This window comes from Mesorhizobium sp. KR2-14, from assembly GCF_040049255.1.
In the GTDB taxonomy this organism is placed as follows: Bacteria; Pseudomonadota; Alphaproteobacteria; order Rhizobiales; family Rhizobiaceae; genus Pseudaminobacter.
In genome coordinates this window covers 940171-954617 of record NZ_JBDZDR010000001.1, presented here as the reverse complement: position 1 = coordinate 954617, position 14447 = coordinate 940171, and the positions used below count along the sequence as shown (strand labels likewise).

The 14447-nt window shown below is 65.5% G+C and carries 10 protein-coding genes; 4 read left to right on the top strand and 6 right to left on the bottom strand.

Annotated features, from left to right (window positions below):
• On the bottom strand, positions 1 to 269 hold a 269-nt coding region (locus tag ABLE86_RS04520; RefSeq protein WP_348777699.1), incomplete at its 3' end, for a formate--tetrahydrofolate ligase.
• 185 nt (positions 270 to 454) lie between these two features.
• A complete protein-coding gene (locus ABLE86_RS04515; RefSeq protein ID WP_348777698.1) occupies positions 455 to 1555 on the bottom strand; it encodes a DUF2333 family protein in 1101 nt (366 codons plus the stop codon).
• 321 nt (positions 1556 to 1876) lie between these two features.
• On the opposite strand from ABLE86_RS04515, the gene ABLE86_RS04510 reads away from it, so the two are divergent.
• The 4 genes from ABLE86_RS04510 to ABLE86_RS04495 all read left to right on the top strand — a co-directional run bounded on the left by ABLE86_RS04510 (position 1877) and on the right by ABLE86_RS04495 (position 7442).
• Complete coding sequence (locus tag ABLE86_RS04510) at positions 1877 to 2824, top strand: choline ABC transporter substrate-binding protein (protein ID WP_348777697.1); 948 nt, start codon at positions 1877 to 1879, stop codon at positions 2822 to 2824.
• Between the two features lie 115 nt (positions 2825 to 2939).
• On the top strand, positions 2940 to 3794 hold the full coding sequence (gene choW / locus ABLE86_RS04505) for a choline ABC transporter permease subunit (protein ID WP_348777696.1): 855 nt from the start codon (positions 2940 to 2942) through the stop codon (positions 3792 to 3794).
• Positions 3791 to 4975 carry a choline ABC transporter ATP-binding protein gene (gene choV / locus ABLE86_RS04500; RefSeq protein WP_348777695.1) on the top strand — a complete coding sequence of 395 codons (1185 nt, stop codon included), beginning with the start codon at positions 3791 to 3793 and terminating at the stop codon, positions 4973 to 4975. Before choW ends, choV begins: the two co-directional genes overlap by 4 nt.
• 178 nt (positions 4976 to 5153) lie before the next feature.
• A complete protein-coding gene (locus tag ABLE86_RS04495) occupies positions 5154 to 7442 on the top strand; it encodes an autotransporter domain-containing protein (protein WP_348777694.1) in 2289 nt (762 codons plus the stop codon).
• 85 nt (positions 7443 to 7527) lie between these two features.
• Here ABLE86_RS04495 and ABLE86_RS04490 read toward each other — a convergent pair whose 3' ends face one another.
• Genes ABLE86_RS04490 through ABLE86_RS04475 form a run of 4 tightly spaced genes read right to left on the bottom strand, consistent with a single transcriptional unit; the run spans position 7528 to position 14345 of the window.
• Positions 7528 to 9597 carry a hypothetical protein gene (locus tag ABLE86_RS04490; RefSeq protein ID WP_348777693.1) on the bottom strand — a complete coding sequence of 690 codons (2070 nt, stop codon included), beginning with the start codon at positions 9595 to 9597 and terminating at the stop codon, positions 7528 to 7530.
• A 1-nt stretch (position 9598) separates the two neighbouring features.
• On the bottom strand, positions 9599 to 12427 hold the full coding sequence (locus ABLE86_RS04485; protein WP_348777692.1) for a DUF4159 domain-containing protein: 2829 nt from the start codon (positions 12425 to 12427) through the stop codon (positions 9599 to 9601).
• Entirely contained in the window at positions 12424 to 13341 is a 918-nt protein-coding gene (locus ABLE86_RS04480; protein WP_348777691.1) for a DUF58 domain-containing protein, read from the bottom strand. The genes ABLE86_RS04485 and ABLE86_RS04480 overlap by 4 nt, the downstream gene beginning before the upstream one ends.
• Positions 13341 to 14345 carry a MoxR family ATPase gene (locus tag ABLE86_RS04475; RefSeq protein ID WP_348777690.1) on the bottom strand — a complete coding sequence of 335 codons (1005 nt, stop codon included), beginning with the start codon at positions 14343 to 14345 and terminating at the stop codon, positions 13341 to 13343. Before ABLE86_RS04475 ends, ABLE86_RS04480 begins: the two co-directional genes overlap by 1 nt.
• Positions 14346 to 14447: the final 102 nt, after the last annotated feature.

Here is a 14447-nt window from a genome sequence, read left to right as displayed (position 1 = left end):
TTGCCGATGCGGTTGAGGCCGTCGCCGAGCCCCACCGTGGTGGTGGTCTTGCCCTCGCCGGCCGGGGTCGGGTTGATGGCGGTGACCAGGATCAGCTTGCCGTCCTTGTTGCCCTTGACCGACTGGATGAAGTCGGCCGACACCTTGGCCTTGTCGTGGCCGTAGGGCAAAAGGTGCTCCGGCGCGATGCCGATCTTGGCGCCGATCTCCTGGATCGGACGCTTCGTGGCCGCGCGCGCTATTTCGATGTCTGTCTTGAATTCGGACATAGGCAGAAGATCCCTTCCGTTGCATTTCCAGTTTTGGCGACGCGCGATCCGGCGTCTTTCGCCGGGCATAGAATCCCGACGGGGCTCGTTTTCGCCGTCTCAAAACAGCCGTGCAATACGCGGATTGCGACAGACAGGGGAAGCAGTCGCCCCCAAGCGCCCCGATAACGCGGTTTGGCGTCGGGTCAGCGCGACAGGACGTTGCTGATTTCCACCAGGTTGGAGCGCACGCGCAGGATGTAGAAGCCCATCGTGATCAAATGCGACGGCATGATCCAGCCGGCTTCAGCGCCATTGGAGATGATGAAGGGCTGGATGTTGAGCGCCGAGCGCGTCTGTTGCTCCATCGTGTTCCAGAGGCTGTCGAGATTGCGCGTGCGCAGCACGTCCTCGAAGTCGGCATGCGCGGCCTTGAGCAGGCCGTAATAGCCGTAGAGCTGGCCATAGGCGAACCAGAAGCGGTCGTCGGCGCGCGGGTCGAGCCAGCCATTGCTGTGGTTCTCGGCGCGGTCCTTCAGGATGGCCGAGGTGCTGCCGATGTCGTTGGCGATGCGGTCGATGAACTGGATCAGGTTATCGGCGCGCGCGTCGAAGACGGCGCCGCATTTTTCCAGCCGCGTGTTGAAGGCGCGCAGGCTCTTGATGGCCGAGCGGTAATAGCTGGGCGTCGGCGTCTTGGGGCCGAAGGGCCGCAGGCCGAAATACCAGGTGTATTCATCGAACTGCATGTTGCCGCGCGCCGACTGAAGGTCGGTGTCGACCTGGCTGGTTCCGCGAACGCGGCCGAGATTGTCGGCGAGTTCGGTGGTGGTGCGCCGCACCGCCTGATTGATGCCGCGCTGGAACGAGGCCTTGTTGTCGAGGAAGGGGGTGTCGTCCCAGGACAGGCCGAAGAAGCCGAGCTTGTAGAGAAGCATCGACGAGATCCAGGCGTTCTGGTTGACGTTGAAGTCGGTGAGGTCGGCGGTGACGTCGGCTATGGCCGAGCGGGCGCAAGTCTTGGTTGCGCTGCCGTCGATTTCAGCCAGCTGTTCGCCCGCAGTGGTGCTGCGCTTTTCGAACTGGTAGGCGTCTGCGTAGTCGGGATTGAAGTTGGTCCAGGCCTGCGTTTGCCAGATGAAATAGCCATAGAGGCCCGCAACGCCGGCCACGCAGAGCGCGGCCACGGCCTGAAGAATCCAGTTCTGCCGGTAGTACCAGCCCCAAACCCGCCTGAACGGCCAGGCGACAACGCGGCCGATTGATCTGAGCGCCCGGATGAAGATGTTGGAACTGTCGTCAAGCATCTGATTTCCGATGTTCCTCTCGATGGACCGGCGCGAAAACCGCGGCCTATCGGCGCAGCGACCGGCACGATCATATCGCCGTCTTCCAGATATTTTGTTTTGACGCTCATCACAACCTGTAGCGGGCAATATGTGCGGGTGCAGGGGGGACGGCGTGTCGCTTGTGAAGGAAGAATTTGTCGTCTCCAGCAAACTCCGCGCCGCGCCTTGCCCACCCGCGGCGCTTGAAACCATTCAAAAATGATGTTTGGCTAAAACACGAACGGCTTGACGCCGCACACAATTCGCTCCGCCAGCAAATTTTCAATGGGAGACACGCATATGTCGCGTATGAAATCATTCGCCATGTCATTCGGTATGGCGGCGGTTCTTTTTTCGGGCAGCGCGCTCGCAGCCGAATCCGAAAGCTGCAAGAAAGTGCGTTTCTCCGATGTCGGCTGGACCGACATCACCTCCACGACTGCTACCGCGTCGGTGATCCTCGAGGCGCTGGGCTATGCGCCCGACGTGCAGGTGCTGTCGGTGCCGGTGACCTATGCTTCGCTCAAGGCCAAGAACATCGACGTGTTCCTGGGCAACTGGATGCCGACCATGGAAGCCGACATCAAGCCCTATCAGGAAGACAAGTCGGTCGAGACGCTGGTGGTGAACCTGCAGGGCGCGAAGTACACGCTTGCGGTGCCGTCCTACACCTATGAGGCCGGCCTGAAGGACTTCGCCGACATCGCCAAGTTCAAGGACAAGCTGGACAACAAGATCTACGGCATCGAGGCCGGCAACGACGGCAACCGCCTCATCCTGGACATGATCGAAGCCGACACCTTCGGCCTCAAGGGCTTCGAGCTGGTGGAGAGCTCGGAGGCCGGCATGCTCTCGGCGGTGACCAAGGCGGCGGGCGCCAAGAAGGATGTGGTTTTCCTGGGCTGGGAACCGCACCCGATGAACTCCATGGTCGACATGAAGTACCTGACCGGCGGCGATGACGTGTTCGGGCCGGATTTCGGCGGCGCGACGGTCGCCACCAACGTTCGCGCCGGCTATGCCACCGAGTGCCCGAACATCGGCAAGTTCCTGACCAATCTCGTTTTCTCGCTGAAGATGGAAAACGAGATCATGGGCGCGATCCTCAATGACAGCGCCGAGCCGAAGGCAGCCGCGACTGCCTGGCTGAAGGCCAATCCCGAGGCGATGACGCCCTGGCTCGAGGGCGTGACGACCTTCGACGGTGGCGACGCGCCGGCTGCGGTCAAGTCGGCCCTCGGTCTCTGAGCGCCAACGCGGAATCTTGACGGCGGGGCGGCAATGGCTGCCCCGCCGTTTGCTCCATGGGTGGGAGCGGCGCCACCCCCGCAAACGGGGGAGGCAATGAAAGAGAGGAGATAGGGTGGATCCGGTTTCGGCATTTATCTCGGGCGTCAAAGTTCCGATCGGGCGCTGGGGCAAGCAATTCTTTGATTTCCTGACCACGAATTTCGAGTGGTTTTTCAACTCGATCGCTTCCGGTCTTGCGCTTGCGCTGGAAGGGCTGGTCGATGCGCTGCTCTGGCTTCCGCCGATCGCGCTGATCGCGCTGATAGCGCTGATCGCTTGGTATCTGCAGCGCTCCTGGAAGCTGGTGCTGGGCGTCGCCATCGGCCTGCTGTTCATCGTCAACCAAGGGCTGTGGAAGGAAACCATCGAGACGCTGGTTCTGGTGGTGGCCGCCGCAGCAGCCTCCATGGCCATCGGCGTGCCGATCGGCATCTGGGCCGCCCATAGCGAGCGGGGCTACCGCGTGCTGCAGCCGGTGCTCGACCTGATGCAGACCATGCCCACCTTCGTCTATCTCATTCCGGTACTGATCCTTTTCGGCCTTGGCATCGCGCCGGGCCTGATCGTCACCGTCATTTTCGCCGCGCCAGCGCCCATCCGGCTCACCTATCTCGGCATCACTTCGGTTCCGAAGCCCATGATCGAGGCCGGCGAGGCATTCGGCGCCACCAGGCGGCAATTGCTGTGGAAGGTGGAGCTGCCGGCCGCGCTGCCCACGATCATGGCTGGGCTGACCCAGTGCATCATGCTTTCGCTGTCGATGGTGGTGATTGCCGCGCTGATCGGCGCCAACGGCCTGGGCAAGCCGGTGGTGCGCGCGCTGAACTCGGTCAACATCCCGCTCGGGCTCGAGGCGGGCCTGGCAATCGTCATCCTCGCCATCATCCTCGACCGCATGAGCCGCATTGGCACGGGAGGCGCAAAATGAGTGCGGCCGTCGATTTCAAGAATGTCGACATCGTCTTCGGCTCCGCGCAGAAGGAGGCGCTGGAGCTGATCGACAAGGGCGCGAGCCGCGCGGATATCCTGGCGAAGACCGGCGCGGTGCTGGGCTGCGCCGGCTGCAACCTGACCGTCAACGAAGGCGAGATCTCGGTGCTGATGGGGCTTTCGGGCTCCGGCAAGTCCACGCTGCTGCGTGCGGTCAACCTGCTGAACGTGCCCGCACGCGGCAGCGTGATGGTCAAGGACGGCGGCCGAATGGTGGATGTGGCGAGCTGCGATGCGGCCACGCTGCGCCACATAAGGCAGACGCGCGTGGCCATGGTGTTCCAGCAGTTCGGCCTCTTGCCGTGGCGCACGGTGGAGGAGAATGTCGGCTTCGGCCTGGAGCTATCCGGTGTGCCGGATGCCGAGCGCAAGGAGCGCGTGAGGAAGCAGCTGGCGCTGGTCGGCCTCGACCAGTGGTCGAAGAAATACGCGCATGAGCTTTCAGGCGGCATGCAGCAGCGCGTGGGCCTGGCACGGGCCTTCGCCACGGAAGCGCCGATCCTGCTGATGGACGAGCCGTTCTCGGCACTGGACCCGCTGATCCGCACCAAGCTGCAGGACGAGCTGCTGCAACTCCAGGACAAGCTGAAGAAGACGATCATCTTCGTCAGCCACGATCTGGAAGAGGCGCTGAAGATCGGCACCCACATCTCCATCATGGAGGGCGGGCGCATCGTGCAGACGGGCGCGCCGGAGGACATCGTGCTGCGGCCCGCCAGCGACTATGTGCGCGACTTCATCTCCAACGTGAACCCGCTGTCGGTGCTGACGGCTTGGAACGTGATGCGCGACCGTCGCGACCTGGAGCACGCCGGCGGGGACGGCTGGCTGTGGCTGGACCGCCGCCAGACCACGCGCTTCAAGATCGACAAGGACGGGCTGGTGACCGCGGCCGAGCGCAACGGCCAGCCGGCAATCTGGGTTTCCTGCGATGAGGTGGAAACGCTGCCGCCCGACGCGCCGCGCGTGTTCTGGGCGCGGCCGGGCACCACGCTGAAGACGGTGATGCTGGCCATGCACCGCTCGCAGACCTCGCCCGTGGCGCTGTTCGACGAACAGTCGCGCTTTGTCGGCGCGATCGGCATCCGCGACGTGCTTTCGGCCGTGTTGCGGCGATAGTAAAGCCAACAACGAACGTTGCATAAATGAAACGCGCCGAAAGATTTACATCTCTTCCGGCGCGTTTCTATCTTGTGGTTTCCACATGAGGCGAAAGCAACGCTTGAAAAAGAGACGTCGATAGGGTCAAAGTCGATTTCCCGACAGCAATGCGGCGCGCATATATTCGCGAGGTGACATGGCATTGATTCCTGTAGGCATGCAGCGCTCGCTTGCAATTTCCCTCTTCGCAGCGACCGCATTGGCCTCCTGGCCGACATTTTCCCAGAGCTTCACGATCCAGCCCGGACAGACGGAAGGGCACCAGGTGATGGGCAACGCCGGCGACACCGGAACGGTGAAGGCCGGAGGCAAGATCAGCACGGGCGATGACGGCGAAGATGGCGCCGTGATGGCGAACGACCGCCAGAAGTTGACCAATGCCGGTACGATCGAGACTTCCGGTAAGGACGCGATGGGAGTCTATTTTGTCGGCGACGGCGCCAGCATCGTCAACAACGGCCTCATCCGTTCGACGGGGATGGAATCCCATGGAATACTCGGCGAGGTCGGCGCGGATGCATTGATTGTCAACAATGGATTCGTTGAGACCGAGGGCTACGGTTCGCATGGCATAGTTGTGGACGGCCCGCGTGCGCAGGTGCGCAATTCCGGGTCGGGCAATGTCGTGATCTCCGGCGAGAATGCGGTCGGCATATTTTTGCTCGGGGAGGACTCCAGCGTCGCCAACGATGGACTTATCCGGATCCTGAACAAGGGTTCAACCGGCATCGCGGTGGGCGGGGATCGCAGCACGGTCGGAAACGGGGGGCAAATCGAGACAACGGGCTACGGGACCACGGGCATCGCTGTCGGGGATGCGGTTTTGTCGATATCCACCTCGGATGTTACCGTTTTGAACGACGGTTCCATCCGCACCAGCGGCGAGGCCAGCCATGGCGTTGCGGCAAATGGCGACCGTTTCACCATTTTCAATCGGGGGGCGATTGACAGCAGCGGGGAGGCTTCCGGGGGGATTGTTGTCGGTGGCGACGATGCAAGTATATCGAACACCGGCACGATCAGGGCTTCGGGATCGGTAACAGTAGGAATCGGCATCGGTATGGGCGCCGGCCCGGGTGTCGGCCTTGGCGACAACGCGGTCATCCACAACAGCGGTTCGATCATCGTCAGCGGCCTCGGCTCCATTGGGGTCGGCACTGACGGGAACAACGCCATTGTCACGAATTCCGGCAAGATCATCAACGACGGCGATGGAGCCATCTTGTTCGGCGGCCACAACGCCAGGCTCAACCTGCTGGCCGGCACGGCTATCCAGGGGGACATCATCTTCGGCGGCATCGACAACACCGTTGCATTCGGCTCCGGGTTGAATGCGATGATGACCTTTTCCGGCAATCTCCCCAACGTGGTGATGGCCGGCAACCGGCCCTTCGTCGTCAGCGGCGACAAGGTGGCGGTGCTGGATACGGCAGGCTTCAGCAGCGCTCACGCGGTGGTGGCCGACCTGACGGGCGATATTGCCGGCGCGGTGGAAGACAGGCTCGCCGTGGCGCGGGGGGAAGGGTTCCGCGGCGTCTTCGGCGTGACCGGCGACCTGCCGTTCGACGCCGATGCCTTACCGGAGAAGATGGGGCCCGTATTCTGGGCGACAGCCCTGGGCGGCTATCGCTCGCAGGACGGCTCGGACGACGAGGCGGGCTTCCGCAACTCGCTCGGCGGCGTGATATTCGGCCTTGAGGGAGAAGTTTCCGACCATTGGCGCGGCGGCGGTTTTATCGGCGCGGCCGGCGGCTCGGCCCGCGTCGACGGCTCGATCCACGACATCGACCACAGCAGCTTCTTCGGCGGCGGCTATCTGGGCTACGCGTCAGTGCTGAACTTCGCCGATCTTTCGCTCTCCGTCGGCTCCATGCGCCAGAACAGCGACCGCCGCATCGCCAACAACACGGTGCAGGGCGGCATCGAGACCGCGCACGCCAAGTTCGACGGCGTCTATGTCAGCCCTTCGGTTGCGGTCGGAACGCGCATGGAGGTTGGCGGAACAGTCGTGGTTCCCAGCCTGCGGCTGCGCTATGCTGGCCTGTTTCTGGATGGCTATGAGGAGAGAGGCGCCGAGGATGCCCTGACGGTGGATTCGCGCAACGTGCATGTCTTCGAGGCGCGCGGCCAGGTCGCCCTGCCGCTGACGCCATGGGCCACCGAGAGCGGCGTCTTGGCCACGAGGCTGAGGGCCGGCATAGACGGCATCGCGCAGAGCCGCGGCAACGTATCCGCCACGCTTCTGGGGCAGGATATCGTCTTTACCCCGGGCGGAGACAGGGGCGCGATCCGCGGCTTTGCCGGCGCCGACTTCACCTTCGTCAACGCCTCCAGCATGCAGATCAACGGCACCGTCGAGGCAGGCTATGGCAGCGACCAGGCCTTCATCGCCGTGGCGCGCGCGGGGCTGAGCATTGCGTTTTGAGGCTGGCTGAAGCTGCGGGCTTCGATGCCGGCCGAAGCAATAGCGGTCAGCCCCGACCCGAAAAAGCGTTTATTGGGGGAAACCGCTATCGCCCCTCGCGGTACCACATGGCGCCCAGGGCGGCGAGCAGAAGGCCGAGGCCGAAGAAGCCGGCGAAGAGCGGCACGCGGCTCACCGATTTGAGCACGCTGTCGTCGGTGGTCTTCAGGCCGATCCAGTCGCGGCCGGCGGCTTCGGCATTGCCGCGCACCGGCACGATGCTGGGCACTGCGATGCCCGCGCCCTCGGCAAGCCGGCGCGCGCTGCCGCCGGTCTTTTCCGCATAGGGCTTCAGTACCGCCTCGGTGGAAACCATGTCGCCGAATTCGGGCGCGTTGATCGGGCCGATATGGGCGAGCGCCGTCAGGTCGCCATTGCCGACCTGGTAGAGGCCGATTTCCTTGGTCACCACGCTGCCGGAGAAGATGCCGGGCTCGGATTGCGTCAGCGGCACGGTCATGGCCTTGCCGGAGGGGGTGATGACCTGTGCGCTGCCGGGGTTGTCCTTCATGGTCTGGCGGCGCACGTCCAGCGTCATGCCGCGGCCGCTGGCGGTAAGGCGTTCCTCCTCGAGCTCGGGCTCCTTCATCAGCCAGTGGGCGATGCGGCGATAGAGCGAGACATGCGGGCCGCCGCCTTCATAGCCGCGCGCCCACAGCCAGCCCTGATCGGACAGGAACATGCCGACGCGGCCTTCGCCCTTGCGGTCGAGCACAAGCAGCGGCCGGTCGTCGGGGCCCTTCATGACGACCTCGCCCTCGGGCTGGTTGATGCCGATGATGCGGAACCAGCGGCTCCAATGCGGCGGCTCGGCTGTCGAGCCTTCCAGGCCCCGCGTGACCGGATGGCGTTTGCCGAGATCGGTGAGGCGCGGATAAAACCCCTTTTCCACCACCTCGCCGGTGGGCGTGGCCGGAAGCGCAGGCAGTAGCGGCGTGCGCGCGATGGACTGCTGGCCGGCATATTCGGGGCCGGCGGCGATCAGCAGCGCGCCGCCCTTTTCGACATATTCGGCGATGTAGTCGTAATAGAGGATCGGCAGCACGTCGCGGTGCTGGTAGCGATCGAAGATGATGAGGTCGAACTCGTTGATCTTGTCGACGAACAGCTCGCGCGTCGGGAAGGCGATGAGCGAGAGTTCGTTGATCGGCGTGCCATCCTGCTTTTCGGGCGGACGCAGGATGGTGAAGTGCACGAGGTCGACCGAGGCGTCGGACTTGAGCAGGTTGCGCCAGGTGCGCTCGCCGGCATGCGGCTCGCCGGAGACCAGCAGCACGCGCAGGTTCTCGCGGATGCCGTCGACCAGCGCCACGGCGCGGTTGTTGATGTCGGTGATCTCGCCTTCCTCGCGGTCGACGGCGACCTCGACAATGTTGCGGCCTGCAGCCGGCACGGTGATGCGTAGCGGCATTTCCCGGCCGATGGTCGCGCGCTCGACGGAGACCTGCTGGCCGTTGATGGAGACGCGCACGTTCACATCGCCGGTCTCCCCGCCCGAGGTGATGACACGGTAGCTCATGTCGAGCGGCTTGCCGACAATGCCGAAGCGCGGCGACTTCTCGAAGCGGATGCGGCGGTCCTTCTCGCCTTCCTCGCCGGTGATCAGCGCGTGAAGCGGCGCATGGATGCCCGGCACGCCGGGCGGCACGTCATGCACCTGGCCGTCGGTGATCATGATGGCGCCGCCGATGCGCGAGGGCGGCACATCGCGGAACGCTCCGTCGAGGGCGGAGAACAGGCGGGTTTCGGTGCGCTCGTCGGCGGCGTCGGCCTTGCCGGCCTCGACCACGCGGACCTCGAACTGCTTGAAGCGGGCGAGCCGTTCCTTGAGCGCCGCCAGGGCCTGGTCTGTCTGGGCGGCGCGGTTGCCGATGTCCTGGCTGGGGCTGCGGTCGACCACCAGGGCCACGACGCTTTGCAACGGCTCGCGGTCCTCGTCCAGAAGCACCGGATTGAACAGGACGGCGGCAAGTGCCGCCAGTGCCGCCAGCCGCAGGAGCGAGCCGCGCCGGCGGAAAAACAGGCCGGCTAGGGTGAGGATTGCGAGTGGCACGAGTATGAGGGCCAGCAACTGCCAGCCTAGCAGGGGTTCGAAGGAGAGGGTCCAGTTGTTCATGCTACTGCCCCAGCCTCTCGAGCAGGGCGGGCACGTGGACCTGGTCGGACTTGTAGTTGCCCGTCAGCATGTACATGACGATGTTGACCCCGACGCGATAGGCGTAGAGCCGCTGCATCGGATCGGACGGCACGGTGGGGAACATCGGGTCGCCGTTTTCGTCGACGGCCCAGGCGCCGGCGAAATCATTGGCGGTGATCATGATGGGGGTAACGCCATCGCCGGTGCGCACCGGGCGGTGCTCGGGATTGGCGGCTTCAAGCGATGCCTCGACCCAGAGCGGGCTGCCGTTGAAGCGGCCGGGAAACTCCGGAAGTATGTAGAAGGATTTCGTCAGCACGTGATCGGACGGCACAGGCTCCAGCGGGGGCACGTTGAGCCCGGCCAGGATGTCGCGCAGCCTTTCCGTGGAGGGACTGGTGGAACTGGCGTCGATGCCGCTGGCATATTGGTCGCGCGTGTCGAAAAGCACCGTGCCGCCCTGCTGCATATAGGCATCGACGCGCGCGATGGCCTCCTGCGAGGGCAGCGGCGCCTTGGGGTCGATCGGCCAGTAGATCAGCGGATAGAAGGCCAGTTCATCGCGCGCTATGTCGACGCCGGCCGGCTTGCCGGGATCGAGCGCGGTCTTTTCCACCAGGAAGCGGGAAAGGCCGTCGAGGCCGGCGCGGCTGATGGAATCGATGGCGGCGTCGCCGGTGATGACATAGGCAAGCCGCGTCTTCGACACGGCCTCTATGGCCTGCTCGTCGCCGGGCTTCGAATCGTCGGCGCGCGCATGCGGCGCAGATGCGAAGAACAGCGCGCCCGCCGCGAGAAGCATCACTGCGGCGCCCGCGCCGCGCGCGGCGTCGCGGCTGCGGCGGCCGGCGAACATGCCGCCCAGCCAGAACACGGCCAGCGTGTCCAAAAGCATGAGAGCGAGCGCTGCCGCCACGAGCGGTCCCTTTAGGTCGTGGGATTCGTTCACAGCATAGCGCATTTCGGTGACCGGGGCCGCGATGTGGGGGCGCACGAGCGGCGCAAGCGTAGCGTCGGCGGCCAGCAAGTTGTGCGCGACCACGCCGTCCTCGCTTCCATAGAGGCCCGGCGGGTTCTCGATGCTGACGGGCACGGCCCCGCGTCCGACCGTGAGCGGCCGGGCCTCGGCAGGCGGCGGCACCAGCGAACCATCGGCCGCGATCATGCGATATGGCGCCAGCGACGCTACCTGGCCCTCGGCATTGGCGGCAAGGCTACCCTGGTTGCGCGACATCTGCACTAGGCGGCGCAGCATTTCCACGAAGGTGCCGGAGATGGGCAGGTTGGACCATGTCGCATCCGGCGCGGTGTGGAAAAGGACGATCGTGCCCTTTTCGCGCCGCGCGCCTGTGACCAGCGGCGTGCCGTCGGCAAGGTTGGCCCAGGTGCGCTCGACCAGATCGGCGGCGGGTTCGGCCAGCACCTGCCGGCTGACGGCGACTTCGGACGGCGGGGCGAGATCGGAGAACGGTCCGGTCTTGGGGAACTCGGTGACCGGCTGCGGCTCGGTCCATGACAGCGCGCCGCCCAGCGAGCGCTCGCCGGTGCGCAGGCGTACCGGCAGCAGGTCGTCGTCATTGCCGGCGGCGGCGAGGCGGGAGCCCGCAAAGCGCACCAGCATGCCGCCATTGTTCACCCATTCCACCAGCTTCTGCCGGGCGGGCTCGGGGATGGTGCCGATGTCGGCCATGACGATCATCGCCGGCTTCTGTTCCAGAAGCTGGGGGATGGCGTCGGCGAGGTCGCGGCTTTGCGGTTCGACCAGATCGGCATAGGGCGAGAGCGCGCGGCGGATGTAATAGAGCGGGGCCAGGAGCGGCTGCGCCTGGTCGGCCTCGGCCTGCGAGATGAGCCCGACGCGGCGGCGCTTGGAGCTTTCGTCCAGCACGCGCACTGCACCCGCATGGTTCTCGCCGTCGATGCGGATGGCGGCGAAATCGTTGCGCAGCTCGAACGGAACCTTCATCAGTCCGGTGCCGACGGTTTTGCCCGTGCCGAAGGCGATGGCCGCATCGGCGATGCGTCGGCCCTTGTCGTCGAAGGCGCCCGCCGCGACCTGCCGGGGGGCAGGGTCGGACGAAGGGCGCACGGCGGTGAAGGCAAAGCCGTCGAGCTGGTTTTCGGCCTTGGTCAGACCAACTGTGGCGATGCGGTCGGGCACCGCCCAGACGACGCTGGCCGGACCCTTGCCCAGAAGCGTGGCAAAAGCGGCCTCGTCGCCCTTTGCGGCCAGGCCGTCGGCCAGAACGGCAATGCTGGCGCCGGGCATGGCGTCGAGTGCCGCGGCGACGCGGGCATAGACGCCGGGACGGTCGGTGGGGATCGGGCGGGGCTTGGCGGCGCGCAGCTTGTCGCGCGCGGCCCGCGCGTCGAACGGGCCGATGTCGGCGTTGGGCTTTTCGGCGGTGAAGGCGAGCAGGATCCGCTGGGCGCCGGCCGCCGCATCGTCGATCAGGCGCTCGGCGGTGGCGACGCGGCGGTTCCAATCCGGCGAAGCGGCCCAGCCATTGTCGATGACCAGCGCAAGCCCGCTGCCGACCGCGGGAAGCTTCTCGCGCGGGTTGAAGACGGGTTCAGCCAGCGCCATGATCACCAGCGCGGCCATCAGCAGGCGCAGCAAGGTGAGCCACCACGGGCTGCGACGAGGCGTTTCCTCGCGGCGCAGCACCCGCGCCAGAATCTTCAGAGGCGGGAAGACCTCGGTCTCCGGCTTGGGCGGGGTGAGCCTGAGCAGCCACCAGATGACCGGCAGCGCAAGCAGGCCCCACAGGATGGCCGGAAAGCCGAAGGAGAGCGGCAGCCAGCTCATGCGCGCACCCCGGAGGCGTAGCCGCTTTCGGCGCTCATGGCCATGTGCACCTGCACCAGCGCCTCGGAGGCGAGACGGTCGGTGTGGTTGACGGTGTAGCTCCAGCCCAGGCGCTTGCACCAGGCGGCAAGCTCTTCGCGGCGGGCGGTGTAGAGCAGGCGGTAGTCGGCGCCGAGCTGTTCGGCGCGGCCGGCGGTGAGCTTTTCACCGGTTTCGGGGTCGGTAAATTCGGTGCGGCCGGAATATGGGAAGCTTTCCTCGACCGGGTCGGCGATCTCGATCAGATGCGCGCGGGCGCCGCGCCGGGCGAGCGTGTCGAGCCATTCCTTGGTTTCCTCGACCGGATCGAGGAAATCGCTGGCGATGACGACGTCGGAAAAGCGGCGGACGGCGCTGAGGTCGGGCCGGTGCGGAAGCGCGCCGGCATGGGTGAGGTGGGCCGCCAGCCGCTCGGCGCCGTTGCGGGCAGTGAAGGGATCGGTGAGGCCCGGCCAGGCTATGCGTTCGCCGCCGCGCGACAGAAGCTCGGCCAGCGCGAGTATAAGCACCAGCGCGCGCGAATCCTTGGAAACATGCGCAGCCCTCGATTGGTAGAGCATGGAGGCAGACGGGTCGGCCCACAGCCACACGGTATGGGCTGCCTCCCATTCGCGATCGCGCACATAGATGTGGTCGTCGCGGGCCGAGCGGCGCCAGTCGATGCGCGACAGGCTCTCGCCCTCGACATAGGGGCGGAACTGCCAGAAATTCTCGCCGATGCCGCGCTTGCGGCGGCCGTGCCAGCCGGAAATAACGGTGTTGACGACGCGGCGCGCCTCGATCAGCAGGTCGGGAACGAGAAAAGCGCGCTGCCTTGCGCGGGCAAGGGCGTCTTTCGTACCGACAGGAGGCGAGGCCGCGCCGATGCGTGCCATCAGATTCCCTTCACCAGCCGCGCCACCACGTCGCGCACGCTCATGCCTTCGGCGCGGGCGGCGAAGGTAAGCGCCATGCGGTGCTGCAGAACCGGCTCGGCCAGCGCCTTCACGTCGTCGATCGACGGCGCCAGCCGCCCGTCATAAAGCGCGCGGGCGCGGGTGCAGAGCGTCAGCGCCTGGCTGGCGCGCGGGCCCGGACCCCAGGCCACATGCTTGTCGGTCTCGGCGTCACCCTGGCCCGGCCGCGCCGAGCGCACCAGATCGAGGATCGCCTCGACCACGCTTTCGGGCACCGGCATGCGACGGATGAGCCGCTGGATCTCCTGCAGGCGCGCGGGCGAAAGCACGTTGGCGGCCCTGGCCTCCTCGACGCCGGTGGTTTCCAGAAGGATGCGCCGCTCGGCTTCGATGTCAGGATAGTGGATGTCGATCTGCATCAGGAAGCGGTCGAGCTGGGCTTCCGGGAGCGGATACGTGCCTTCCTGCTCCAGCGGGTTCTGGGTGGCGAGCACGTGGAAGGGGGCAGGCAGGTCGTGGCGCGCGCCAGCGACGGTGACGTGATATTCCTGCATGGACTGCAGCAACGCCGACTGCGTGCGGGGGCTCGCGCGATTGATCTCGTCGGCCATCAGAAGCTGGGCGAAGATCGGGCCCGGAATGAAGCGGAAGGAGCGCTTGCCGCTTTCGTCCTGCTCCATCACCTCGGAGCCGAGAATGTCGGAGGGCATCAGGTCGGGCGTGAACTGGACGCGGCGCGAATCGAGGCCGAGCACGATGCCCAGCGTTTCCACCAGCTTGGTCTTGGCCAGGCCCGGCACGCCGACCAGCAGGGCGTGTCCGCCGGCCAGCAGCGCAACCAGCGTGCGTTCGATCACGCTTTCCTGGCCGAAGATGACCTTGCCGACGCCGTCGCGAATCTTGGAAATGTCGCGCAATGCCTTTTCGGCGTCCGCGATCATTTCCTTTTTGGCGATCGAGGGGTCCTTGATCACTACGCTCATGCCGCTTGGAACCTCACTTGTCCGGGAAGGTGGCTGCCGTTTCGTTGGCCACGATTAGCACTTTTGCCGCGCAGATGAATGAACTTAAATCACGCACCAAGG

Excerpts from the sequence above, each read along its gene's own strand:
- ABLE86_RS04515 (WP_348777698.1), bottom strand. The coding sequence starts at position 1,555 with ATGCTTGACGACAGTTCCAACATCTTCATCCGGGCGCTCAGATCAATC.
- ABLE86_RS04510 (WP_348777697.1), top strand. The coding sequence starts at position 1,877 with ATGTCGCGTATGAAATCATTCGCCATGTCATTCGGTATGGCGGCGGTT.
- choV (WP_348777695.1), top strand. The coding sequence starts at position 3,791 with ATGAGTGCGGCCGTCGATTTCAAGAATGTCGACATCGTCTTCGGCTCC.
- ABLE86_RS04495 (WP_348777694.1), top strand. The coding sequence starts at position 5,154 with ATGGCATTGATTCCTGTAGGCATGCAGCGCTCGCTTGCAATTTCCCTC.
- ABLE86_RS04490 (WP_348777693.1), bottom strand. The coding sequence starts at position 9,597 with ATGAACAACTGGACCCTCTCCTTCGAACCCCTGCTAGGCTGGCAGTTG.
- ABLE86_RS04485 (WP_348777692.1), bottom strand. The coding sequence starts at position 12,427 with ATGAGCTGGCTGCCGCTCTCCTTCGGCTTTCCGGCCATCCTGTGGGGC.
- ABLE86_RS04480 (WP_348777691.1), bottom strand. The coding sequence starts at position 13,341 with ATGGCACGCATCGGCGCGGCCTCGCCTCCTGTCGGTACGAAAGACGCC.
- ABLE86_RS04475 (WP_348777690.1), bottom strand. The coding sequence starts at position 14,345 with ATGAGCGTAGTGATCAAGGACCCCTCGATCGCCAAAAAGGAAATGATC.